Here is a 25582-nt window from a genome sequence, read left to right on the forward strand (position 1 = left end):
AATTCCACCACACTTAGCACTGATCAACTCGGCTTTGACGCTTTGCGTGGCCGCATCCATACAGTCGTTAGGAAGGCAAACGGCTAAACAACGACACCTAAGAAAGCGCCAACGACTGCCCCCCCTATCACCACCAACCAAGCAGGGCATTTCCAAAACATCAGCGCAACCAAGGCAACTAACGCCAAACCAAAGTCTTGAGGGCCTTGAATGGCGCTGGTCCAGACAGGTTGATAAAGTGCCGCGAGCAGCAATCCCACAACCCCTGCATTAATACCCAAGAGTGCTGCTTGCATCCGCACATTGCGGCGTAGGCTTTCCCAAAACGGAAGTGCACCGAGGACTAAGAGAAATGAAGGAATAAAAATAGCCAAGAGCGCAATCAAGCCGCCCCACACCCCTGTCGGCCCCTCATTCATTGAGGCACCCAGAAATGCCGAAAAGGTAAACAAGGGGCCCGGTACCGCTTGCGCTGCCCCGTAGCCTGCAATAAAGGCGTCGGGGTCAACCCAGCCACTGGGAACAACTTCGGCTTGCAACAAGGGTAATACCACATGACCGCCACCAAACACCAATGAGCCTGATCGGTAAAAAGCATCCACAAGGGCAAGGGTTTGGTTCGAGTACACACTGGCCAGTAGTGGCAGTCCAAACAACAGAATGACAAAAAGGCCTAACCAGACACCCCCAGCACGCGCAGAGATAACAAGTGGCAAAGGATCATGATCCGCTTGCTCTTGGGCCTTAAACAGAAAAAGGCCTAGAATACCGGCTAACACAATGACCCCCACTTGTCCCCAGACAGAGGGAATCAGCAAGACAAAGCAGGTCGCTGCCACCATCAACGTGATGCGCTGAACATCCGGACAAAGACTACGTGCCATCCCCCAGACGGCCTGAGCCACGATAGCAACGGCAACCACTTTTAACCCCTGCAAGACGCCATGCGGCATCGCCTCTTCATAGCTGGCGATACCCAACGCAAATAGAATCAGAGCCAGGGCTGAAGGCAAGGTGAACCCGGTCCAGGCCGCCAACGCGCCGCTATAACCCGCCCTAGATAAGCCGATGGCAATGCCAACCTGACTACTGGCAGGTCCTGGCAAAAACTGGCACAAGGCAACTAAGTCTGCATAGCTGCGCTCAGACAACCATTGTCTTCGGGTCACAAACTCCTCTCGAAAATAACCAAGATGAGCAATCGGCCCGCCAAACGAGGTTAACCCCAATCGAAGAAAAATCAGAAAAACAGACCAAGCGCTCTGATTTGTTTCGTGAGTTTCGCGCATACAGACTCCTTGAACCTTATAAAATCAATCAGGCTAACTGATTATAGAGACACTTTTTTGACATCGAAATAGTTTGACAGGCGCTGCCAAACGCCGCTAGCCGCAACCCAAAGGGTATTCCCTTCGTATAGTCCATTATTTGCCATAAAGTCATTGCTTGCAGCACCGGCTTCCTGACAAATCAATAACCCCGCTAAGGCATCCCAACTATTCAAATGGGCTTCAAAATACCCATGTACCTGTCCAGATGCCACGTGGCACAGCATTAAAGCGCCAGCACCAAAGCGACGATATTCGATATTTTCTTCAATAATCAGGTGCTCAAGCGTGTTTAAATAGTGATTCAGTGGATGACGATTTGAGCGCCCAAGCCCGACTACCACGCGCTCAGGCAGTGGCTCCACAATCTTGAGTGTTGCTCCATTTAGAGTCGCTCCTTTGCCTTTCTGAGCAATAAACAGTTCATCCCGGTCAGGCGCATACACGATGCCCAATTGGATAACATTCTTCACAACATACGCCACCGAGATACACCAATAGTCCATGCCCAGCGTAAAGTTGGTGGTGCCATCAATCGGATCGATCACCCAAATACCGTCTTTTCCCTCTTTTACACCGCTTTCTTCGCCTAAAAAGCCAGAGTTTGGAAACGCTTGCGCCAAGTAGTTTTGCAGCGCGTTTTCAACAAGAATATCGGCTTGTGAGACAAAATCCTGATCAGCTTTAGTGGTGATGTTTAGACCCTCATCACGGATCACCTGAGCTTGCTGACCGATTTCAACAATTGTGTCTATAATGTTTTGTAAGGTTTCGGCTTCGATCCGCATAGAAAAATTATCCTAGATTAATAACAGGGCTGGTATAACGTACGACCAGAGAAACGGGAACCTTTATCAAACGTGCCGCTTGATTAGGCGATTTATTTCGGCTTTCAAGACAATTGAGCGCTTCAGAACACAAGGCGGGAATATCTTGATTAAGTGTGGTCAATCGGTAGCTGTACTGGGCTGTCTGAGGGGTGTTATCAAAGCCGATTAAATGAAAATCCTTAGGCGCATCAAACCCTCGCTGGCGCATACCATCTAAGAAACCACAGGCCAATTGGGCATTTGCACAGAAAATGCCCTGAGGTAACCCCTGACTAAGATCGAACGCGAGCGCAGCCGCTTCACCGCCTTCGTATCCATCCTGCTCTGCGATAACCTGTTGAACAGAATGTGGCCCAACTTTGGCGCTCTCAAGCGCTTGCTCAAATGCCAAACCACGTTGCACCCCGGCCCAAGTGGAGCCCGCGTAATTTAACCAAGCAAAGCGATGACACCCCCACTTTAGAAAGTGATCCGTCGCCAATACAGCCCCTTGCTGATTGTCTGAGCAAACAAAATCAACCAATGGGATATCCAATTCACGATTAATGCCCACGACTGGGATTTTGAATTGAACACATTCGTTTACAAGCGTCGCTGGCGGTTGACCGGATGTGACAATCACGCCAGACACGCGAAACTGAGTAAACTGACGCATGGTCGCTTCTAACTCTTTGTCTGAGTTCACTTCTGTTACCAATGCTTGATAGCCACGGCGCTGAATCATGTGAATCAACCCTTCCAGCAAACTGCTGCGAAACGGATCTTTAATGCGTGCAACAACGACACCAATTAACTGGCTGCGCTTACGGTTTAAACCTTGCGCAAGGAAATTGACTTGATAGCCCAGCTCCCTAGCCGCCGCAATGACCTTTGTCTTGGTTTCGGGGGCGATACTGCCCTTGTCACTTAAGGCGCGAGACACCACCGCACGCGACACTCCGGCATGATCGGCGACGTCTTGGGCGGTAATGCTTTTATGAGGCTTACTCATGGCAACGCCCTTGTACCAGCTTGTCCAGTGGAACACCAAGATCTAAATCCAAGCGTAGGCCGTCATAGGATAAGAACACCTGAGGATTCCCTGTAATCTGAGCCTCTATATGAGGGATTTCTTCATCGTAACAGTGATAAAGCCCTAATACTGGCAAGGAAAGCGATTGCTGCAGCGCTAAACAACTCACAACATCGCCATGAGAAGCCTCTTTTGATAAGGGCGTTGAAACGGCGCACTCCTGAAACGCTAGATCGCAGCCCTGCATTAACGCCTGACTGGCCTCGGTTGGACGACCATCTCCACTGTAAAAAAGCGCCTGTCCATCGGCTTCAATGCGCAAGGATAAGTTAGACATTTCATGTTGAGTCGCGGCTGTGGATAAGTGCCATTGCTGCCATTGCCATTGCGCTTGGCTATCCCGCCAGTCGATGTCAAAACAGATGTGAGGTACAGGCCAGGTTGCTAGAGAGACAAGCTGTTGGAGGGATTCACGCTGCTGCGCCTGGCAATAAATAATCAGCGGTTTACGACGCCCAAAACTTTTCCAGCGATTGAGTAAAACCGGCAATCCTGCACAGTGGTCTGGGTGGATATGAGTGAAATACAGCACATCGATGTCGTTCACATCAAGCGCGCGCTGCCACAACGCACGAGGCACCGTAGGACCACAATCGATGAGCCAGCGTTGATCATGCTTGTCCGTTACCAGAATAGAAGAGGTATTGCGCGTTAAAGAAAATGCGCTGCCACTGCCAATTACGTCGATTTTCATAACACCCCAGAAAATTTCTTTTTTGCTTAATGAAACTGTCACACATAGGCGACAAAGTAGACACACATAATGTCGACACTAAGTTGCATTTTTTTTACAACTCGATGAACACGTGTTCATTTATACAAATTAGTGCATTTTTTTGCAATTTGATAGTGGATTTAATCGATGGCACACCTAGATATACGACAACTACAAGTGGGTTATGGCGATAAAACCATTTTGCATGGCATCAATTTACAAGTGCAAAAAGGTGAGATGATTGCTTTATTGGGACCCTCTGGATGCGGGAAAACCACTTTATTAAATGCGATATGCGGTTTTGTGCCCACGCAATCAGGCGAAGTGCATATCGCTGGACACGAGATTACGCAGCTTCCTGCAGAGCGTCGCAATATCACCATGGTGTTTCAAAGCTATGCCTTGTGGCCACACATGAGCGTCGCACAAAACATTAGTTATGGTTTAAAGGTACGCAAAATCCCAAAGGCTCAAGCACACAAACGCGTATTGGATCTGCTGAGCATTGTTAACTTAGAGGGGTTTGAAAACGAAAAAGTAACCAACCTATCTGGGGGGCAACGTCAACGTGTGGCACTGGCCCGGGCCTTAGCCGTTGAGCCGGACGTACTGGTATTGGACGAACCCTTATCAAATCTAGACGCCAAAGTTCGCCTTAGCGTTCGCCACGAACTAAAAGCTTTACAAAAGAAATTAGGGTTCACCTCGCTGATCGTCACCCATGATCAGGAAGAAGCCTTAGTCATGGCAGACCGTGTCGCGGTGCTTAACCAAGGTCGCATTGAACAACTCGGTACCCCCGAAGATATTTATCAACAACCCGAAACCCCTTTCGTTGCCGATTTTATGGGCGCTGATAATTGCATTATCTATAAAACTTCGGAACCAAACGTACAGTTACACTTACCCAATCGCTCAACAGCCCAAACATTTGCCCTGTATTTTCGAAGTTCCGCCACTCAAGTGCAGGCGTTCTCTAACAGTAAGAATGAGGCAGGCCTAACGCTATCCGGTCTAGTCGAGCAAACCGCGTTTTTAGGGCAGCAATACCGCCATACCGTCCGCTCTGGTGAACAGGTTTTACAAGCCGACTCTCGCGAATGCTGGCCTATCGCATCACAGGTGTCCTTATTTGTTCCACCTCAGGCACTGCACGTGTTTGATCTTGCAACGCACGAAACATCCAATGCTTTTCAATCAAACCTACGAGGATAAATTATGTTTTTCAAAACGAAACTCTCTGTTTTAGCGATGGTGTGTGTAACGCAGTTTGGGGCAAACGCCCATGCCCAAACCGTGCTTAATGTTGCGACCGCCGGAAGCCAAAATATGGTCGACTATGTCAAAACCTACTTAGCACCTAAGTTTGAAGCGATGCATCCAGATGTCAAAGTCAACGTAGTGGGCACAGGTCCTGGTGATGCGGGCTCTCATAAAATCATGGAAAAACTCAGCGCTCAACAAAAAAGTGGTCGAGAGACGTGGGATCTGGATGTGGCCGTTGTTCATCAAAAAACCGGTGGCGATATGGTCGAGCAAGGCTTATTGGCTGCGTTCCGTGATGACATCAGTACAGGTAAATTGGTGACACGTGATACCGCAAAGAATGCGTTAGGTACAGATGTCGATGGCTATGTCATGCCCATGTTCCACAGTCAAACTGCTCTTGCCTACAACAGCGATTTCATTGCCAATCCGCCCACATCCTACGATGAGCTAGTGGAATGGACACAGCAACATCCAAAAGCCTTTGGTTATAACGGCATCAAGAACGGTATGTCGGGTGTCAGCTTCGTAACAGGTTGGATCTATGCCTATGGCACCGATGCTGAACGTTTGTCCAGTGCTCCTTATGACCAGAGCCTTGAAGCTTCTTGGGAGGATGCCTTTGCCAAGCTAAAAGAGTTCAACAAGAACGTAACCTTTACACCCGGTAATGCAGGCACCTTAGACATGCTCAGCCGTGGTGAAATTTTCATGGGCCCAGTATGGGTGGATATGTTTTACAGCTGGCAAGCCGATGAAAAGATTCCACCTTCGTTAAAGCTTGCGCTGATTGCCCCAGGAATGCCTGGTCAGCCGATGTATTACGTCACACCGGATAAAGCCAAAAATCCTGAGCTTGCACGTGCCTTTATTGAGTTGGCAACCAGTCCTGAGGTTCAAGCGGAAGGTATTGTGAAGCAATTTAACTGGTACCCCGGCATTGATGCTGAGTTTGTTCAACCTGAACTCGACACCGAGAGTTGGAACAAGCTGTTTGTTGAGATCACACCAGACGATCTTGCCAATTTCGGTAAGAGCTTCCCGATCGCCCCTTACTTTGATGCGATCCAGGAAGGCTACGAGCGTCAGGTATCCAATTAATAACAAGCCCTAAGCGAGATACGCTTGCTTAGGGCTTATTTTAGTCTCAGCGTTTTGTCTCAGGTTTACTATGCGAGCATCCACTTCTAACCTATTACTCATTGGGCCAGCTGCATTAATGGTCGTGGCGTTATTCTTGTATCCGCTGTTTTTTTCGCTAGTCTCGGCGTTTACTCAGGATGATTTGTCTTTCACGCTCGATCATTTTGTAAAGGTATTCGAACTCTACTCAAACGATATCAAGTTCACCATAATCATTGTCCTGAGTTCAGTTGTATTGCTGGCGATCCTGTCAATTGGAATTGCTGCAACACTGACCTTGTCTCCTTTTCCCAAGCTGGTGGCCGTATTGGCCCTGCTCTATCGCTTGCCCTTGTTCATTCCATTTATCGTTGCCGCACAAATGATGCGCACGTTTTTAGCGAAAAATGGTTTGATGAACAACACCCTTGTCGCGATGGGTGTGATGACCCCTTTTGAAACGATTTCTTTACTTGGCTGGAGCGGCATTATCATTACCTTTGTCTGGAAACAGTTAGCCTTTTCAACCTTGCTGATCAGTGGCGCAATGGCCGCGTTAAACCGAGACCAGATTCAAGCGGCACAAAACCTGGGCGCCTCGCGTCTACGCATTTTAGTGGATGTAATTTTGCCGCAAGTAATGCCAACCATTGGTGTAGCGCTTGTGTTGTCCACTGTGACCATTATGTCGGTGTTATCCGTGCCGCTCATGATAGGCACAGGCTCACCCACCATGATCACCGCCGATATCGCGTTTCGAGTGAATTCTTACGGTGATTACCCTGTCGCCAATGCCCTAGGCATGGTGTCTTACTTAATTTGTGCAGGCCTAGCATGGTTCTACTTGCGTCAGAGTTTAAAGGATAAGGGGGCTTTATCATGAGTCAAACGATGACAACCCAACACAGAGGATTTCGATCACTAAAAGCCCGATTCACCTTACGCTGGAGTTTTTGGGCGCAAACTGCATTTATCACCCTCTTAGCCTTGGCGCTTTTTGGCCCCATCGCGAATTTATTGATTTGGACAATTGCAGAAACCTGGTATTTCCCACACACCTTACCCAATCAGTGGGGATTGAAGTACTGGCAGCAAGTGTTTAATCCCTACAGTGATGTCTCGGGTTCACTGATGACCAGCATTATCATCGCCCTCTGTGCTGTTGTTGTGTGTTTGCTGGTGTCGATACCGGCTGGCTATGCGCTATCCAAACACACCATGCCTTGGCGGGTAGGATTTATGCTGCTGTTTTTGATTCCTCAAGCCTTCCCGAATTTAACGGTATACATCAATATTGCCCGCATTTTCTATGACTGGGGACTCAACGGCACTCTGCTCGGTGTCGTGTTGGTGCACAGCGTGCATGGGCTGATGTATTCCGTGTGGATAAGTGTCGCGGCCTTCTCCTCTATTGATCCCATGCTGTCCCGTGCTTCGCGTAATTTGGGAGCCGGGCCAATCTACACCTTTATCCATGTGGTACTGCCACAAGCAGCACCGGGTCTCATTGCGGCCAGTATCTTTGTATTTTTGGAGTCATTGGATGAGTTTACCGGCACCTTTTTTGTCGGGGCGCCAGAGGTAACGACCTTACCCTTATTGCTCTATACCGCCAGCATGGAAGGGAATTACCAGATATCGTCGATTACCGCACTGATTTTATTGATTCCATCCATTGGATTTATGTTGATTATCAATAAGTTTATGCGGCCTGAGATGTTGTCGAAGTTGGGTAAGTAGGTTAAGGGGGGCGTTCCGTATAACATACACTTAAGGTTACAGAGTCGGTGTAAGATTGTCTTTTGGGTCGATAACAGTTGTAAACTGTTTTGTTTACAACTGTTGGCCTAGCCAGTTCATTCTGGCAATAATCCGCCGCTCGCTAGCGCGAATGTCGCGGATGCGTTCCAGCATTTCGCCAAAGTAATCCGGTACAACCAACTGGCCAACGGGCGGATTTTTCAGTCGCTCGTCATCCATCACAAAACCTTTGATCAAATATTCCTGCAGTGTCTGTTTCGCCCACTGGCGGAACTGTGTACCACGGGTTGAGCGCACGCGGTAGCCAACGGCCAGCACTAGGGGCAAACTGAAGTACTGCACCTGATAGTTTTTACCGTCTGCGGCAGTTGTTCGGTAAAACCGAACAACTGAATCCTCGTTCAGCTCACCCTCTTCAAATATATTTTTGATATGCCCACTGATGGTGGCCTTAGCCTTGCCGTACAGATCACAAATCATCGCTTGCGAGAGCCACAGCGTTTCGTTCTCGAAGCGACACTCGATACGTACCTTGCCATCCGCGCTTGCGAACATAACAAACTCGCCGATTGGGGCTTGGGGTTGCTGCTTATCCGTCATGCCTTAACCTCGTCAAATACATGGTTCTGATGTAATGCTTTTGTAATAACAGGTTGAAAATGACAGTATTCGGAATAGCCTAATAGTTTAGAAATTGATCTGGCTGACCAAAATTCCATGTCATTTTCATCAATCTGCTTCAGTTGCTCGAAGGGTTGATGCTGATCTCTCATATGATTACCTCCTTGTTTTCGAATAAATCTTAATGATCGCACCCATCATGCGCTCACCATTATTAACTCACTTCTGTATCAACCTTTGTTCTTCTGCCAGGGTATTGACCATCGCAATGATCGCTCGCTGCTTTGCCAAAGGTAAAACAACCACAGGGGTATCTTCCACATCGATAGGAAACTGTTCTCTGATATTAACCGTTTGCTGATACTGGTCAAAAATAAGAAATGCATGAAGTTCGATACCAGAAAGCAAGTGATGAATTTGGCCAACGGTTGCACTGTGAATACAGACACTTTCACCTTGGTTACATAATTCATGAGCCTTGATAAAGGATGCCTAGTCTCGCCCATATCCCTTCCAACGAGATAGGAAAGTAACTTCTTGTGCTTCGGATCAATTGACCTATTGGTATCTGACATAAAAAAGGCCTCCATATACTTCACGCATAGAAGGAGGCCTATAATTATCAAAATTTATTATTCTCTGACACTTAAAAATGATCGTGATTATCCTCCTACTCCACCGTAACACTCTTCGCCAAGTTACGCGGCTGATCCACATCCGTCCCTTTTAACACCGCGACGTGATAGGACAGGAGCTGTAAAGGCAGCGTATAGACAATCGGCTCCATCAGTTTACTGCAAGCCGGAAGGGCGATGACTTGCATGCCCTCTTCAGATTTTAATGTTTGTTCACAACCCGCAAACACAAACAGCTCACCACCTCTGGCACGTACTTCCTGTAAATTGGCTTTGAGCTTGTCCAGCATTTCATTATTCGGGGCAACAGTGACAACGGGCATATCTTTATCCACAAGCGCTAAAGGCCCGTGTTTTAATTCACCGGCTGGGTAGCCCTCTGCATGAATATAGGAAATCTCTTTTAGCTTTAACGCTCCTTCCAAGGCAATCGGATACAGTGCTCCACGCCCTAAGAATAACGCATGATGCTTCTCTGCAAAGGCCTCTGCCATGGCTTTTACAGGCTCGTCTAGGTCGAGAATGGTGCGGGTAAGGGTCGGTAAATTTTGCAAATCGGTGACGATCTGCTTTTCTTGTTCCGACGTTAGACCATGACGGCACCCTATCACCAAACAGGTCAGCAAAAGAGCAACCAGTTGCGAGGTAAAGGCTTTCGTGGAGGCGACGCCTATTTCGGGCCCCGCATTGGTCATTAAGCAGAGATCCGATTCACGCACCAATGAACTACCCGGTACGTTGCAAATACTCAAACTGGCAAGAATTTGCGATTTAACATCCCTTAACGCCGCGAGGGTGTCGGCGGTTTCACCCGATTGGGATAAGGTTATCAACAGGGTGCCTTCACGTATCACCACGGATCGATACCTGAATTCGCTGGCCACTTCCACCATACAAGGCAAACCAATCAATTCTTCAAACCAGTATTTTGCCACCATGCCCGCATGATAACTCGTACCACACGCGACGATTTGAACTTGTTTGACTTGATCGAACACATGCTTGGCATCGACGCCAAAAGCCTGTTCCAGAACATGCCCGTTGGCAATACGACCTTCAAGCACCTGTGCCATTACATCAGGCTGTTCATAAATCTCTTTCAGCATGAAATGTTTAAATTCACCTTTATCCACAGCACTAATGCCATGTTCATACACTGAAATAGATCGCTGTACGTCCTGGCCATACTTATCCACAATTTCAACTTGATCTTGTGTCAGTAAAGCGATGTCACCGTCCTCTAAAAACATAAACCGATCAGTAACGGGTAATAAGGCAAGCTGATCGGAGGCGATAAAATATTCACCCATGCCCACACCAATGACGAGAGGGCTACCTTTTCGTGCCGCCACTAATAGATCAGGAAAGTCTTTGTGGATAACTCCTAAGGCAAACGCGCCTTCCAGTTGCGACACAGTATTTTGTACTGCCTGTTTCAAAGACATACCGGATTTAATGGCTTGGTCCAGTAAGTGTGCCACGACTTCGGTATCTGTCTCCGACGCAAACACGTAGCCTTGTTCAATCAACTGAGCTTTGATGGGTTCGTAGTTTTCGATGATGCCATTGTGGACAACCGCTAGCTGCTCACCTGACATGTGTGGATGTGCGTTAACTTCATTCGGTTTACCGTGAGTTGCCCAACGCGTGTGTGCTATTCCAGTGTGCCCGCGCAAGGGTTCTGTGGATAACGCATCGGCTAAGGCAGAGACCTTACCTGCCCGTCTTAATCTGTGGATATCCTTATCCGCAATCAAGGCCATTCCCGCTGAATCATAGCCGCGATATTCAAGCCGACGTAATCCCTCAAGCAGAATTTCAGCTACGGGTCTAGCTGCAACAGCTCCTACTATTCCACACATGCGCTTGCTCCTTAAGATTGACGCTTCTGCGGTCGTTTCCAACCGATAATATTACGTTGTTGGCCCCGCGCGATGGCAAGTTGGCCTTCTTCAACGGTTTTGGTAATTACAGATCCTGCAGCTATCGTGGCATTGGCAGAGATATCCACAGGTGCAACCAAGGCTGTGTTTGAGCCGACAAAGACATTGTCACCAATTTTGGTTGTCGACTTATTCACACCGTCGTAGTTACAGGTAATGGTTCCTGCACCTATATTCACCGATTCTCCAATAATAGCATCACCAATGTAACTCAGATGGTTTACTTTGCTGCCCTGCCCTAAGACAGTTTTTTTAGTTTCGACAAAATTACCAATCTTGGTAGCCTTACCCAGCTGAGTGCCAGGCCTAATGCGTGCAAAGGGGCCAAGATGCGCGTGCTCACCGATTTCTGCACCGTCTATATGGGTATTGGCTTCAATCACCGTATGTTTACCAATGCGTGAATTACGTATCATGCAGTTAGGGCCAATGCTGACCTGTTCGGCAATCTCAACGTCACCTTCAAATACACAGTTAATATCTATAAAGATATCGGTGCCTGTGGATAAATTACCTCTTAGATCAAAGCGGCTCGGATCCGCAAGCGTCACGCCAGACGCCATCAAGGCTTCAGCGAGTTGTTGTTGATACCAACGTTCAAGCTGAGCCAATTGCCAACGTGTATTCACGCCTTGTACTTCTTGTTCGTACTGAGGTTGTATCGCTGCAATCGGTACACCATCTGCAGCCGCCATTGCGATGATATCCGTTAGGTAGTATTCACCTTGGGCATTTTCAGACGACAATAAGGGTAACCATTTCCGTAGATAACGCACATGGACGGCTAAGATGCCAGTATTGACTTCTTCTACCTGTAACTCTTCTGGCGTGGCATCTTTTTGTTCAACAATCGCGATGACTTCATTGCTATGATTGCGAAGAATTCGACCGTATCCCGTAGGATCATCTAAAGTAACAGTTAACAGAGCCAATTGCCCTTTGTTTGCTTCGGTAATCAGTGATGTAAACACGGCACTTGGGGTTAAAGGCACATCACCATAGAGAATTAACACGATGGAGTCTTCCGCACAATTGGGTAGAGCTTGGGCTACGGCATGGCCTGTACCTAACTGCTGATCTTGTACGGCAAGCTTTACGTCTGCTGCGCTATCGCGAATGGCGGATTCAACCTGATCGGCACCATGCCCGACGACAAGGTGAAGCTGACCATCGGTTATGTGTGAAGCACTGTCAATTACATGGAATAGTAAAGGTTTTCCAGCCAAGGGATGGAGGACTTTAGGTAGGGCAGATTTCATTCGGCTTCCTTGACCTGCCGCTAAAATAACGATGTCTGTTTTCATCCATTTTTCTCCTGACGGGATAATCGCAAAGGGATATTTTACACCGATATGCGACTCTTGACTCCCTAGAGCATTTTTAAGCATAAAAAAAAGCAGCCCGAAAGCTGCTTTTCTTGTACCGGTAGTCAGTCGCTATAGACTTACTTACCCAATTTTTTCTTAATCTGCTGTAAAGTACGCAATTGCGCAGCCGCTTCAGCCAATTGAGTAGCAGCACGTGAGTACTGGAACTCGCCAGACTTATCAGAAATGGCATGCTGAGCATGTTTCTGAGCTTCCATTGCTGCAGCTTCGTCAAGATCCTGCGCGTGTAGGGCTGTATCAGCCAACACCGTTATCTTGAAAGGCTGTATTTCAATAAAGCCACCAGAGACATAAAAAATGTCCTGCTCACCGCCTTCTTTACGCAGTTCGATCGGGCCTGGTTTCAGTTCCGTTAATAGCGGAGTGTGACCGGGCATAATACCCAAGTCACCCAGGCTTCCTGTTACTGAAACGAACTCGACTTTGCCTCTGAAGATTTCTTCTTCAGCACTTACGATTTCGCATTCAACAGTTACAGCCATGTTGATTACCTCTTAAAAGGTTCCGCCAGAACTTACTTCATGCTCTTGGCTTTTTCAATCGCTTCTTCGATGCCGCCTACCATGTAGAAAGCTTGCTCAGGCATATGGTCGTATTCACCTTCCAAAATACCTTTAAAGCTGCTGATGGTGTCTTTTAGTGGCACGTACTTACCAGGAGAACCGGTAAATACCTCGGCCACGAAGAATGGCTGAGATAAGAAACGCTGAATTTTACGTGCACGAGATACAACTTGCTTATCTTCATCAGAAAGCTCGTCCATACCCAAAATGGCAATGATGTCTTTCAGCTCTTTATAACGCTGAAGAACACCCTGTACATTACGTGCAACATCGTAGTGTTCTTGACCAATCACTAAAGGATCCAGCTGACGTGAAGTTGAATCCAATGGATCAACCGCAGGGTAGATACCTAACTCAGCAATTTGACGTGACAATACAACGGTCGCATCTAAGTGAGAGAAGGTGGTCGCTGGAGATGGGTCAGTCAAGTCATCCGCAGGTACGTATACCGCTTGGATAGAGGTGATAGAGCCCACTTTCGTTGAGGTAATACGCTCTTGCAGTACACCCATTTCTTCTGCCAGTGTAGGCTGATAACCTACCGCAGATGGCATACGACCTAAAAGCGCAGATACTTCAGTACCGGCCAAGGTGTAACGGTAGATGTTGTCAACGAACAACAGTACGTCACGACCTTCGTCACGGAATTTTTCAGCCATGGTCAAACCTGTTAGCGCAACACGCAAACGGTTTCCTGGTGGCTCGTTCATCTGACCGTATACGAGAGATACTTTATCCAATACGTTGGATTCTTTCATCTCGTAGTAGAAGTCGTTACCCTCACGAGTACGCTCACCCACACCCGCGAACACAGAGAAACCTGAGTGCTCGATCGCGATGTTACGGATCAATTCCATCATGTTAACGGTTTTACCTACACCCGCACCACCGAACAGACCGACTTTACCACCCTTAGCGAATGGACAAACAAGGTCAATAACCTTGATACCGGTTTCTAACAGCTCGTTAGAAGCTGCTTGATCAGCGTAGGAAGGTGCTTTACGGTGAATAGGCATACGCTCTTCTTCACCGATTGGGCCCGCTTCATCAATTGGGTTACCCAAAACATCCATGATGCGACCTAGGGTTGCTGTACCTACAGGTACAGAAATTGGCGCACCTGAATTGACGACGTCAAGACCACGGCTTACACCTTCGGTTTGACCCATCGCAATGGCTCTGACTACACCGTCGCCCAGCTGTTGCTGAACTTCAAGAGTCAGACCGGTTTTCGTGACGCTTAATGCGTCATAAACCTTCGGTATAGAGTCACGTGGAAACTCCACGTCGACAACCGCACCGATAATCTGAACAATACGTCCGCTACTCATGTCCGGATCCTCTTAACTTTTAAACCTGTGAACTGCATTAAACAGCTGCCGCACCACTCACGATTTCAGAAATTTCTTGGGTAATCGCTGCCTGACGAGCTTTGTTGTAAACCATCTTCAACTCATCAATCAGGTCACCGGCATTATCTGTTGCATTCTTCATCGCTAGCATACGTGCTGCTTGCTCACAGGCGATATTTTCAATAACTGCTTGATAAACAACCGACTCTATATAGCGAATGAAAAGCGCCTCAAGCAGCTCTTTTGCATCTGGCTCATACAGATAATCCCAACTACGGTTCAGTTGTTCATTTCCGTTATCGTCTGCCCGCGCTGGAAGAACTTGTTCGACGACGGGTTGTTGTGTCATCGTGTTAACAAATTCATTCGATACTATGAAGATCTTGTCAATTTTTCCTTCTTCAAAGGCGTTGAGCATCACTTTTACAGATCCAATCAGATCTGCAAGTTCAGGTGAGTCGCCTAAATGACCTTTGGCAGCAATAACATTGCCCCCATAGTTTTTGAAGAAAGTAATGGCTTTGTTGCCCAGTGCACAGATGTCGATTTCGACTTTCTGCTCATGGAACTCTTTCATAGCAATAACAGCTTTCTTGAACACGTTTACGTTCAAGCCGCCACACAAACCACGATCAGACGAAACGACGATAAAACCAACGCGTTTCACTTCACGCTCTTGCATGTAAAGGTGGTTATATTCAGGATTTGCTTTGGCAACGTGCTGAATAACACCTTTGATGCCTAGGGCATACGGGCGGGAGGATCGCATACGATCTTGGGCTTTGCGCATTTTAGACGCAGCCACCATTTCCATGGCACTGGTAATTTTGCGCGTACTACCAATACTCGCAATCTGTGTCTTAATTTCTTTTCCGACTGCCATAGTTCCGCCTCTATTCCTCACTCAGTGTAGGGTCTGTAAACCTTGGTTTACAGACCGCATTACTTCGTTGCAAGTTACTTCAACAAAGTGCTTACCAAGTTTGGGTAGATTTGAACTTCTCAATCCCTGCCTTGAACTTAGCAGCAATCTCGTCGTTATAGTCGCCGGACTGATTGATTGACTTCATCAGATCAGCAAATTCGCTGTTGAAGAAAGCAATCAAAGCTGTTTCAAATGCACCGATTTTGTTCAAATCAACGTCTTTTAGATAGCCTTCGTTCGCTGCGAACAAGCTAAGACCCATTTCTGCAACAGACATAGGTGAGTACTGCGCTTGTTTCATTAACTCGGTTACGCGCTGACCATGCTCAAGCTGAGCACGTGTCGCATCATCCAAGTCAGATGCAAACTGAGCGAATGCCGCCAATTCACGGTACTGCGCTAATGCCAGACGTACACCACCACCTAATTTCTTGATGATCTTAGTCTGAGCAGCACCACCTACACGGGATACGGACAAACCTGCGTTGATCGCAGGACGAACACCCGAGTTGAACAGGTCTGATTCAAGGAATATCTGACCATCCGTAATCGAAATTACGTTGGTTGGAACGAAGGCAGACACGTCACCGCCTTGAGTTTCGATAATCGGCAACGCCGTTAACGAACCTGTCTTACCTTTCACTTCACCCTTGGTAAAGTTTTCAACATAATCTGCGTTAACACGAGCAGCACGCTCAAGTAGACGAGAGTGAAGATAGAATACGTCACCTGGGTATGCTTCACGTCCGGGTGGACGACGTAGCAACAAGGAAATCTGACGATATGCCCAAGCTTGTTTGGTTAAGTCATCATAGATGATCAACGCATCTTCACCACGGTCACGGAAGTATTCGCCCATAGAGCAGCCAGCATAAGGAGCCAAGAACAGCATTGACGCTGGATCTGAAGCACCTGCAGCTACAACAATGGTGTGATCCATTGCACCGTGCTCTTCGAGCTTGCGCACTACGTTGGAGATAGTCGATTGCTTTTGACCTATCGCAACATAGATACACTTAACACCGGTTCCTTTCTGGTTGATAATCGCATCGATCGCAATCGCTGATTTACCAACCTGGCGGTCACCGATAATCAGCTCACGCTGACCACGACCCACCGGAACCATCGCATCGATTGCTTTCAAACCTGTTTGAACAGGCTGATCAACCGATTTACGGGAAATTACACCCGGTGCTACTTTTTCAACGGCGTCGGTCAGTTTTGTCTCGATCGGTCCTTTCGCGTCGATTGGGTTACCCAATGCGTCAACGACACGACCTAAGAGTTCAGGTCCAACCGGAACTTCTAAAATACGACCTGTGCAGCGAGCAGTCATGCCCTCTACCAGACCTTGATAGTCACCCAGTACGACGGCACCTACAGAGTCACGCTCTAGGTTTAACGCCATACCGTAGATACCACCTGGGAACTCGATCATTTCGCCGTACATTACATCGGCTAGACCGTGAATCAGGATGATACCATCAGATACACTTACGATTGTGCCCTCATTACGGGCTTCAGAAGACACATCAAGTTTTTCGATGCGCTTCTTGAGAATCTCGCTGATCTCAGATGGATTCAGTTGCTGCATTGTTATTCCCCGTTACTCAGGAATTCATCGCTTCGGCTAGTTTTGCCAATTTGGCACGAACAGAACCGTCGATCACAAGGTCATTAGCGCGAATAATAACACCGCCGATAATTGATTTATCAGTTGTTGATGTTACTTTAATTTCACGCCCCAGCTTAGTACGTAAAGCCTGAGCTAATTTTTCAACCAATTCGGCGTCTAAATCGTAGGCAGTGACCATGTCAATCTCGATGGATTTTTCATGATTTGCTTTCAATTCATTGAATTGATTTGAAATCTCGGGAAGCAAAGCCAAGCGGCGATTTTGTGACAAGAGTGTCAGAAAATTTTTGCCTGCTTCGTTAACTTGTTTACCGCATACTGCGATTAACAAGTCTGCTTTTTGCTCCACGCTCAGTGAAGGTGTACCCAGTACACGCTTCATTTCACTGTCATTCACTACAGCCGCAGCCAATGACAGCATATTTGACCATTGATCGACTTCGCCCTTTTCCAGCGCAAAATCGAACGCTGCTTTTGTGTAAGGCCGAGCGATAGTGTTGAGTTCAGCCATCATAAACCTCGCTTAAAGCTCAGCTGCCAGTTTCTCAACTAGCTTGGCATGTGCTTTTTGGTCAACAGAGGCTTCCAATATCTTTTCAGCCCCAGCAAGAGCCAGAACGCCAACCTGTGCACGTAAAGCTTCTTTCGCACGGTTAACTTCCTGGGTGAGCTCAGCATCAGCTGCCGCTTTTACGCGAGCCGCTTCTTCACGAGCCTTCTCTTTGGCTTCTTCGATGATCAGGTTCGCGCGCTTGTTGGCCTGTTCAATGATGGCAGCAGCTTGCTCCTTACCTTCACGTAGATTGTCAGCCGCTTTTTCTTGAGCAAGCTTCAGATCACGTTCAGCACGGTCAGCTGCATCCAAACCTTCGGCAATCTTCTTTTTGCGCTCTGCCATGGCGGTCGTAATCGGCGGCCATACATACTTCATGCAGAAAACAACAAAAATGGCGAATGCTATGGCCTGACCAATGATGGTGAGATTTATATTCACGCCATTACCCCTCGCGATTGATTAATAAGGTTCATACCCCTTTGGGTAAGCCCCAAGGCTATAAAAAAACCGGTTATTAACCTGCGAAAAGCATGTACAGTGCCATACCTACACCGATCATTGGGATAGCGTCAACAAGACCTACCACAATGAAGAACTGGCTACGTAGTAAAGGAACCAATTCTGGCTGACGAGCAGCACCTTCAAGGAATTTTCCACCCAGCAAACTTACGCCCAAAGCACCAGCAAGTGCAGAAAGACCCAGAAGCAGAGCAACAGCGATAAACAGCAGTTCAGCCATTTTTTTTCTCCAACATTTTTAAGGTTAAAGTTAATTTTACAAAAAAACTATTTTCATTGCAGATCACTAATCAATGATTAGTGATCATGCTCATCATGGGCCATCGCCATATAAACGATTGTTAACACCATGAAGATAAATGCCTGCAGCACAATTACCAGGATATGGAAAATTGCCCAAGGCACAGACAGCACCCACTGTACCCAGAAAGGCAGAAGTGCGATCAGGATAAAGATAATTTCACCAGCATACATGTTTCCGAATAGACGCAAGCCTAGCGAAACAGGTTTAGCTAATAAGTTAACCAGCTCAAGGAACAGGTTAAACGGAATAAAGTACTTACCCAATGGCATCAAGGACAGCTCAGCGGCAAAACCTTTGACACCTTTAACTTTGATACTGTAGTAAACGATCAGGAAGAACACACTGAAGCTCATGCCCAACGTCGCGTTAATGTCGGTTGTTGGTACGATTTTCCAGTAAGGAATACCCATTTCACCTGCGATGAAAGGAATAAAATCCACTGGTATGAGTTTCAAAAGGTTCATCAAAAATATCCAAACGAATACTGTCAACGCCAGAGGCGCTATCGTTGGATTATTGTGATGGAATATACTCTTGACGTTATCCTGAACAAACTCTATGACCACTTCAACGAAGTTTTGTAGATTGTTCGGAACACCAACCACCACGCTGTCCGCCACCTTTTTGAAAAGCCATATAAAAAATAGGCCCGTCAGGATGGAAAAGAACATGGTATCGACATTGATCGCCCAGAATCCCATTTCCGCAGCTTTCTCACCGCCGGCAAAAGACCATCCTTCAACAGGATGCTTACCGAATGTGAGATTGCTGAGGTGATGGGCAATATATTCTGAGGATGTAGGGTTTTCGCTTGCCATTCTCAGTTACTCTCAGTCAACGTTTCAGAAATCGATTATTGATTTTAAACTGCAGATACCAACCGGATATCTGCATCAATATAAACGTTACAAATAAGGAAAGAGGGTTCAGCGGCTCTACCAACATAAAGGTAAGGCTAAACAACGCAATGGCCAAGACCATCTTTCCAAATTGGCTCATATAGACATTGGCTAATATTTCCTTTGCCGTATGAGCGTTATTCTTAAACTGCACCTTCAACGTAAAGTAAGCCGTCGGTATGAGGTACAGCATGCCGCCGATGAATGCCGAGTAGGCGGCTACAAAATCTTTAAATATCAGTGCTAAGGATAAGGCCGAGGTTATAAAAACCTGTATTAACAACACCTTAGCAAAGGCTTGCGCGACTACTTTTCCCTGTGAGCCCTGGACTCTGGATCTCACCCCCGCAAGGTTAAGACCACTCTCTTCAGGTTTTTCTAACATCAGATTATCGCAACTTTAACTTAGTCGGGGGATTATATGGGTTTAAACGCCATGACTCAACAGCTATAGAGTTTCTCTAGCACTAAGGTCTTAACGTTTACAACTATTTTCCCCCATATTTCAGGTATTCGCCTGCAATTGCGCGATAATTTGCTCCAGTTGCTCAGCTGAAGCATAACTAATACTGATTTTTCCTTTTCCTTGGGCATTTTCGGTAATCTTAACTGGTGTCGAAAAGTACCGAGATAAGCTTCCAGATAAGTTTTGCAGGCTCTCATCGACTTTTTTGGCTTTTACAACGGGTGCTAAGGGTTCACCTGCACTGAGTTTTTTCACCAGTTGTTCGGTTTCTCTCACCGAAAGGTTGTTGTGTATCACCTGCTCAGCCGCTGAAATCTGTAGCTCATCTTCTAAGGCCAACAATGCACGAGCATGACCCATTTCAATGTCACCATGCTCAAGACGCTTTTTAACAGCATCCGTTAAATTCATCAGACGCAATAAGTTACTGATGGCCGAACGTGATTTACCCACGGCATCGGCGACCTGCTGTTGCGTCAGTTCAAACTCTGTTTGCAAACGATGCAGTGCAATGGCTTCTTCCATTGGATTTAAATTTTCACGTTGCAGGTTCTCAATGAGCGCCATAGCACTGGCGGCTTCATCACCGACATCTCGAACCAGTACAGGAATGCTTTGCAAGCCAGCTAACTGAGCGGCTCTCCAGCGACGCTCTCCGGCAATGATTTCGTAGTGTCCATCTTCAATCGCTCGAACGACGATCGGCTGCATGATTCCCTGAGTTTTAATGGAGGCCGCCAGCTCTTCAAGCGCTTGCGGTTCTATATCTCGGCGCGGTTGATAACGCCCACGCTGGATGGTCCCCAAGGGTAAATGCTTGAGCTCGCCATCAACACTCTGGCGAGTATCGGCTTGTAACTCTTCTTTAGCTTTAGAAACAGGCACCGCAACGGCTTCATCACCTATGCCCGCCAAAAGAGCATCTAAACCGCGACCCAGTCCCCGCTTTTTCACTACCATTATGCAATTTCCTGACTTTCTGACTCTTCTTGAAGTTGTGCAAGCGCTTCGGCTTCGGTCCGTCGAATTAACTCACCAGCAAGGGCTAAGTATGCCAGAGCGCCTCGTGAGTTTTTATCATACTGTAAAACAGGAAGGCCATGACTTGGCGCTTCGGCCAATCGGACATTACGCGGAATGACGGTTCGATACACCTTATCGCCAAAATACTCGACCAGATGCACGGATACATCTTTGGTTAAGCTCATGCGCGGATCAAACATCGTTCTCAATATCCCTTCAATGCGCAATTCGGGATTGAGACGCTTGTTAATTTTCTCAATGGTACCGATCAAAGCACTGATTCCTTCCAACGCATAGTATTCACACTGCATAGGAATGAGCACACCCGAGGACGCTGACAATGCATTTACCGTCAATAAATTTAACGAGGGTGGATTATCCAACAGAATAAAATCATATTCCTCTTGAACATCGGTAAGCGCCATTCGCAAGCGAAACTCTCGACGCGGCAACTGCAGTAACTCCACCTCAGCGGCGGTTAAGTCACCATTGGCTCCGATAACATCGAAACCGCCTGGAAGCCCGGAAATAATGCACTCTTTTGCAGAACTGTCCCCTGTGAGTAACTCATAGGATGAGTGTTCAATTTGATGTTTATCCACACCACTGCCCATGGTTGCGTTGCCTTGCGGATCCAAATCAATCAACAAGACTCGTTTTTTTACCGCAACTAAGCAGGCCGCCAGATTCACGCAGGTGGTTGTTTTCCCCACGCCACCTTTCTGATTGGTGATGGTTAAGATTTTAGCCACGATTACGCTCTCCCTAAAATCAACAAGTGTCGCTCGGCATCATTGTCCGGTAACCCTAAACGATGGCTTTCTCTAAGCATAAAGGTGTTCGGTATTTCGCTGAGTTCACCTTCTGGAAATTGGCCTTTCATCGCCAAAAAGACGCCTTGCTCAGTCGCTAAGTGTCCAGTCCATATCAACATGTCCCGTAAAGATGCAAACGCACGAGAAATCACCATGTCGAAGGCCGGTGCATCGAGTTTTTCAACGCGACTGTGAATAACGTCAAGATTGCTTAACCCCAACTCCATTTTAACCTGCTGTTGAAAACGTGTTTTTTTGCCATTACTGTCTAACGTCGTAACCTGTAGTTCCGGTAAACAGATGGCCAGGGGGATGCCTGGCAATCCTGGACCACTGCCAACGTCAATCAGACGTTCGCCCTTGAGATACGGCAAGACACTCAAGCTGTCAATCAAGTGCCGGCTCACCATTTCGTTAGGATCACGGATGGCCGTCAAATTATAGGCTTTGTTCCATTTGACCAATAGAGACAGGTAAGCCATTAACTGTTCGGCGTGTTTGTCTGAAATAGACAATCCCAGTGCCTTGCTTTGTTGAAGCAGTAAAGACTTTAACTCCGTCATTCACTGACCGCCTGCAGTTGTTTTTCAGACATTTTTCGCTTTTTCAGATAAATCAACAATAAGGATATCGCGGCAGGCGTCATACCTTGAATGCGCGATGCATGCGCAATACTGACGGGCCTCACCGAGCTTAATTTCGTTCTAAGTTCATTCGAAAGCCCACTGACCTGCTGGTAATCCAGATCATCGGGCAGTTGTGTATGCTCTTGACGTCGCAGGTGTTCAATTTCCTCCGACTGCCGATCAATATAACCTGCGTATTTAAATTGAACCTCAACTTGTTCCGCAACTGCGATATCTTCAACGGCCTGCCCTTTGAGATTGGCAACATCTTGATACGTCAATTCAGGACGTTTGATAAGATCGGCGAGATTGTACTCTCGTGCCAAGGGATGATTCAACTTAGTATTGAGTTGTTCAGCTTCAGGCGTTGACGGTTGTATCCAAGTGGACAGCATTCGTTGCTTTTCAAGTTCAATCGCTTCACGCTTGCGTTCAAAATGCTGCCAACGTTCATCACTGACCAAGCCCAATTCACGTCCCTTTTCAGTTAAGCGCATATCCGCATTGTCTTCACGCAGAATCAGGCGGTATTCCGCACGGCTGGTAAACATCCGATAGGGTTCTGATGTTCCGTGAGTAATGAGATCGTCAACCAAAACACCAATATAGGCCTCATCTCGGCGCGGATACCATGTCTCTTTTTCTTGCGCCATTAGCGCCGCATTCATGCCTGCCAATAAACCCTGAGCGCCCGCTTCTTCATATCCAGTTGTCCCGTTGATCTGGCCTGCAAAGAACAAACCGGAAACAAAGCGAGTTTCCAAGCTGTGTTTTAAATCTTGCGGATTAAAGAAATCGTATTCGATCGCATAGCCTGGACGCGTAATATGCGCTTGTTCAAATCCGCGTATTGAGCGAACCAAATCGAGCTGAACATCAAATGGCAGACTGGTTGAAATCCCATTTGGATACAGTTCGTGTGTTGTTAACCCTTCCGGTTCAACAAAGATTTGGTGGTGATCTTTATCGGCAAAACGATGGATTTTGTCTTCTATGGATGGGCAGTAACGCGGACCAATGCCTTCAATAACACCGCTGTACATGGGTGATCGATCCAATCCACCGCGAATAATATCGTGCGTTTTTAAATTCGTATGGGTGATGTAGCAGTTGACCTGTTCCGGGTGATCGCTTAATTGACCCATATAGGACATGACAGGCGTAGGTGTGTCACCGGGTTGAACCTGCATCACTGAAAAATCAACGCTGCGCGCATCAATTCGTGGCGGAGTGCCTGTTTTTAGACGTTCGACCCTAAACGGCATTTCTCTTAAACGCTGAGCTAAACGCACGGATGGAGGATCACCTGCGCGACCGCCTTGGTAGTTTTCCAAGCCGATGTGTATGACCCCCCCCAGAAAAGTACCCGCGGTTAACACCACAGATCGTGCTTTAAAACGTATTCCGCTTTGTGTAATTGCACCTTTGACCTGACCATTTTCAATGACCAAATCATCAACTGCTTGCTGAAAAATAGACAAGTTCGTTTGATTTTCAAGAATGTGGCGTATGGCCGCTTTGTATAAAATTCGGTCCGCTTGTGCACGTGTTGCTCTGACGGCTGGACCTTTACGAGCGTTTAGAATTCGAAATTGTATTCCGCCCTTATCCGTTGCACGCGCCATTGCACCATCGAATGCATCAATTTCTTTGACCAAATGACTCTTCCCAATCCCACCAATCGCTGGATTACAGGACATTTGGCCCAGTGTTTCAATGTTATGAGTCAGCAATAACGTTTTTACGCCCATTCTAGCCGAGGCTAGTGCCGCTTCTGTACCGGCATGACCGCCACCTACGACTATCACATCAAAGTGGTCAGGATAATCCACCATCAGGTTTCACCCATTAAATAAAAGAACAACAAACAAGACAATTTCGATGGGCTAAGTATAACGCTCTATGCACAGATAAGAAATGCTCAAAAAATGATCAAATTTTTACAAAGCGATTTACTAAAATAAAAACTAATCTTTTAAAAGATAGTTTTATAGTGGTGATTGTTATTAAAGACGACCTTTTCTGTTAACAAACTTAATAGTTAACTAAAAATCATGTACTTATCATACCTGCTAACGTGTGGTTATGCACAGTTAATTCGGGTCTTCTGCCTGTTCATCGATTGTGGATAAAAGGGCTGGTTATTCACAACTGAAGTTATCAACAGATTCATACCATTTTTACCCTCTCTAGTTATACATATTGTACACAGAAAAATGTGGATAGTTTTAACCCCCTATTTTTCTGTGAATAAGGTGTGATTTATGTGCATAAAAACGCTAGAGTAAATTCTAAATTATTATTAAAATCAATTAATTGATTTTATAGCACTCTCTGTTGATAACTTTGTGAAAAAAATTTTAAATTATTTTCATCATGATCTGAATAACGGGGTTTTGGCTGAAAAAATGAGGATTTTTAGGACAAAATTCAGTGTTTCGCATGCATAAAAAACACATTAACCCTGAAAAAAATTGAGAAGAGCTGTGGATGAATGGAGTGACGAGGGACTAAACAAGGGGGATAAGAGGATTATTGACGAACAGCCTGTCAGACTTAGCGCCGATCGACTGGATATCACCCAGGTTCCTGCATCCATGCTGGTGTGCGTAACCGTCTGACAGGCCGTTAAGGCCAAGTATAAAGGCCGAAATTTAAGGCTCAATGAAGGGCAGTGGTTGCCCTGTTTCTCGATCAACAGCAAATACGTTCAGTGTCATGGCCACTAAAGCGTAGTAACCGAGTATACCGACAAGCTCGACCAAGGCACTTTCGCCAAACTGAGCAAGGGCTTGATCGTACAAACCTTGATTGACCCGTTTCGTTTCGTAGAGTGTCTTGGTTAGTTGATAAACAAGGCTTTGAGCTTCATTTTCAAACTCAGGCACTTGTTCAAGACGTATAGCTTCTATGACTGACGGTGATAGCCCAGCTTCCAACGCAATCGGTTCGTGAATTTGCCATTCGGCTTGAGATTTCCATAACGATGCCGTTGTTAAGATGGCTAACTCACTGAGTAGCAGTGGAAGTTGCGTGTGATAACGGCAAAAGGCACCCAGTTTTTGGGCATGATTGGCCAACTCAGGACTGTGAATCCAAGCAAGGAACGGGCCGTCCAGATTTTTTCGTGGGCCTTTTAAAATATCCTCCAAAACCAGCTGCTGAGGTTTTGTCATTTCATCGTAGTGTAAATGGCTCAATCTTGATTTCATATGAC

General features: G+C 46.7%; 26 protein-coding genes. 4 read left to right on the forward strand and 22 right to left on the reverse strand.

The features are described from left to right. Positions 1–83: 83 nt before the first annotated feature. From chrA to F5971_RS09695, 4 genes are read right to left on the reverse strand one after another with little or no spacing between them, the layout of a single operon-like run. Positions 84–1289: a chromate efflux transporter gene (gene chrA / locus F5971_RS09680; RefSeq protein ID WP_193494853.1), complete on the reverse strand. Its 1206-nt coding sequence runs from the start codon at positions 1287–1289 to the stop codon at positions 84–86. A 41-nt stretch (positions 1290–1330) separates the two neighbouring features. After that, a complete protein-coding gene (locus F5971_RS09685) occupies positions 1331–2116 on the reverse strand; it encodes an inositol monophosphatase family protein (protein ID WP_112159156.1) in 786 nt (261 codons plus the stop codon). A 7-nt stretch (positions 2117–2123) separates the two neighbouring features. Then, entirely contained in the window at positions 2124–3149 is a 1026-nt protein-coding gene (locus F5971_RS09690; RefSeq protein ID WP_193494854.1) for a LacI family DNA-binding transcriptional regulator, read from the reverse strand. Then, positions 3142–3924: a ribonuclease Z gene (locus F5971_RS09695; protein ID WP_193494855.1), complete on the reverse strand. Its 783-nt coding sequence runs from the start codon at positions 3922–3924 to the stop codon at positions 3142–3144. Before F5971_RS09695 ends, F5971_RS09690 begins: the two co-directional genes overlap by 8 nt. Positions 3925–4092: 168 nt before the next feature. Between F5971_RS09695 and F5971_RS09700 the strand changes: the two genes are divergently transcribed. The 4 genes from F5971_RS09700 to F5971_RS09715 all read left to right on the forward strand — a co-directional run bounded on the left by F5971_RS09700 (position 4093) and on the right by F5971_RS09715 (position 8073). Further along, positions 4093–5160, forward strand: a complete 1068-nt coding sequence (locus F5971_RS09700) for an ABC transporter ATP-binding protein (RefSeq protein ID WP_051514595.1) — start codon at positions 4093–4095, stop codon at positions 5158–5160. Positions 5161–5163: 3 nt separating this feature from the next. Beyond that, on the forward strand, positions 5164–6312 hold the full coding sequence (locus tag F5971_RS09705) for an ABC transporter substrate-binding protein (RefSeq protein ID WP_036513404.1): 1149 nt from the start codon (positions 5164–5166) through the stop codon (positions 6310–6312). Between the two features lie 70 nt (positions 6313–6382). After that, positions 6383–7216: an ABC transporter permease gene (locus F5971_RS09710; RefSeq protein ID WP_036513401.1), complete on the forward strand. Its 834-nt coding sequence runs from the start codon at positions 6383–6385 to the stop codon at positions 7214–7216. Then, complete coding sequence (locus tag F5971_RS09715) at positions 7213–8073, forward strand: ABC transporter permease (protein WP_237748676.1); 861 nt, start codon at positions 7213–7215, stop codon at positions 8071–8073. Before F5971_RS09710 ends, F5971_RS09715 begins: the two co-directional genes overlap by 4 nt. Positions 8074–8166: 93 nt before the next feature. Here F5971_RS09715 and F5971_RS09720 read toward each other — a convergent pair whose 3' ends face one another. The 18 genes from F5971_RS09720 to F5971_RS09805 all read right to left on the reverse strand — a co-directional run bounded on the left by F5971_RS09720 (position 8167) and on the right by F5971_RS09805 (position 25577). Continuing rightward, complete coding sequence (locus tag F5971_RS09720; RefSeq protein WP_223116306.1) at positions 8167–8694, reverse strand: virulence RhuM family protein; 528 nt, start codon at positions 8692–8694, stop codon at positions 8167–8169. Continuing rightward, the gene (locus F5971_RS09725; protein ID WP_205126703.1) at positions 8691–8867 is read right to left on the reverse strand and encodes a hypothetical protein; all 177 of its coding nucleotides are present in this window, start codon (positions 8865–8867) and stop codon (positions 8691–8693) included. The genes F5971_RS09720 and F5971_RS09725 overlap by 4 nt, the downstream gene beginning before the upstream one ends. Before the next feature lie 518 nt (positions 8868–9385). After that, positions 9386–11212, reverse strand: coding sequence for a glutamine--fructose-6-phosphate transaminase (isomerizing) (gene glmS / locus F5971_RS09730; protein ID WP_193494856.1), 1827 nt, complete (start codon positions 11210–11212; stop codon positions 9386–9388). Positions 11213–11223: 11 nt separating this feature from the next. Next, positions 11224–12597: a bifunctional UDP-N-acetylglucosamine diphosphorylase/glucosamine-1-phosphate N-acetyltransferase GlmU gene (gene glmU, locus F5971_RS09735; protein WP_193494857.1), complete on the reverse strand. Its 1374-nt coding sequence runs from the start codon at positions 12595–12597 to the stop codon at positions 11224–11226. A gap of 140 nt (positions 12598–12737) precedes the next feature. Continuing rightward, on the reverse strand, positions 12738–13163 hold the full coding sequence (locus tag F5971_RS09740; RefSeq protein ID WP_193494858.1) for a F0F1 ATP synthase subunit epsilon: 426 nt from the start codon (positions 13161–13163) through the stop codon (positions 12738–12740). A gap of 32 nt (positions 13164–13195) precedes the next feature. Beyond that, on the reverse strand, positions 13196–14575 hold the full coding sequence (atpD, locus tag F5971_RS09745; protein ID WP_036512819.1) for a F0F1 ATP synthase subunit beta: 1380 nt from the start codon (positions 14573–14575) through the stop codon (positions 13196–13198). 37 nt (positions 14576–14612) lie between these two features. Continuing rightward, entirely contained in the window at positions 14613–15479 is an 867-nt protein-coding gene (atpG, locus tag F5971_RS09750) for a F0F1 ATP synthase subunit gamma (RefSeq protein ID WP_036512816.1), read from the reverse strand. A gap of 91 nt (positions 15480–15570) precedes the next feature. After that, a complete protein-coding gene (gene atpA / locus F5971_RS09755) occupies positions 15571–17115 on the reverse strand; it encodes a F0F1 ATP synthase subunit alpha (RefSeq protein WP_036512813.1) in 1545 nt (514 codons plus the stop codon). Between the two features lie 16 nt (positions 17116–17131). Continuing rightward, positions 17132–17668, reverse strand: a complete 537-nt coding sequence (locus F5971_RS09760; RefSeq protein WP_193494924.1) for a F0F1 ATP synthase subunit delta — start codon at positions 17666–17668, stop codon at positions 17132–17134. A 12-nt stretch (positions 17669–17680) separates the two neighbouring features. Next, positions 17681–18151 carry a F0F1 ATP synthase subunit B gene (locus F5971_RS09765; RefSeq protein WP_036512810.1) on the reverse strand — a complete coding sequence of 157 codons (471 nt, stop codon included), beginning with the start codon at positions 18149–18151 and terminating at the stop codon, positions 17681–17683. A 76-nt stretch (positions 18152–18227) separates the two neighbouring features. After that, entirely contained in the window at positions 18228–18452 is a 225-nt protein-coding gene (gene atpE / locus F5971_RS09770) for a F0F1 ATP synthase subunit C (protein ID WP_036512808.1), read from the reverse strand. 77 nt (positions 18453–18529) lie between these two features. Next, positions 18530–19354, reverse strand: coding sequence for a F0F1 ATP synthase subunit A (gene atpB, locus F5971_RS09775; protein ID WP_036512805.1), 825 nt, complete (start codon positions 19352–19354; stop codon positions 18530–18532). 16 nt (positions 19355–19370) lie between these two features. Beyond that, a complete protein-coding gene (locus tag F5971_RS09780) occupies positions 19371–19820 on the reverse strand; it encodes an ATP synthase subunit I (RefSeq protein WP_036512802.1) in 450 nt (149 codons plus the stop codon). A 120-nt stretch (positions 19821–19940) separates the two neighbouring features. Further along, on the reverse strand, positions 19941–20861 hold the full coding sequence (locus tag F5971_RS09785) for a ParB/RepB/Spo0J family partition protein (RefSeq protein WP_193494859.1): 921 nt from the start codon (positions 20859–20861) through the stop codon (positions 19941–19943). Continuing rightward, entirely contained in the window at positions 20861–21676 is an 816-nt protein-coding gene (locus tag F5971_RS09790) for a ParA family protein (RefSeq protein WP_036512795.1), read from the reverse strand. The genes F5971_RS09785 and F5971_RS09790 overlap by 1 nt, the downstream gene beginning before the upstream one ends. A 2-nt stretch (positions 21677–21678) precedes the next feature. Further along, positions 21679–22302, reverse strand: a complete 624-nt coding sequence (rsmG, locus tag F5971_RS09795; protein ID WP_193494860.1) for a 16S rRNA (guanine(527)-N(7))-methyltransferase RsmG — start codon at positions 22300–22302, stop codon at positions 21679–21681. Beyond that, on the reverse strand, positions 22299–24197 hold the full coding sequence (gene mnmG / locus F5971_RS09800) for a tRNA uridine-5-carboxymethylaminomethyl(34) synthesis enzyme MnmG (RefSeq protein ID WP_036512877.1): 1899 nt from the start codon (positions 24195–24197) through the stop codon (positions 22299–22301). Before mnmG ends, rsmG begins: the two co-directional genes overlap by 4 nt. Positions 24198–25019: 822 nt before the next feature. Further along, a complete protein-coding gene (locus tag F5971_RS09805) occupies positions 25020–25577 on the reverse strand; it encodes a carboxymuconolactone decarboxylase family protein (RefSeq protein WP_036512790.1) in 558 nt (185 codons plus the stop codon). Between the last annotated feature and the right edge of the window lie 5 nt (positions 25578–25582).

The sequence above is a fragment of the Nitrincola alkalisediminis genome, from assembly GCF_009821115.1.
Taxonomy (GTDB): Bacteria; Pseudomonadota; Gammaproteobacteria; order Pseudomonadales; family Balneatricaceae; genus Nitrincola; species Nitrincola alkalisediminis.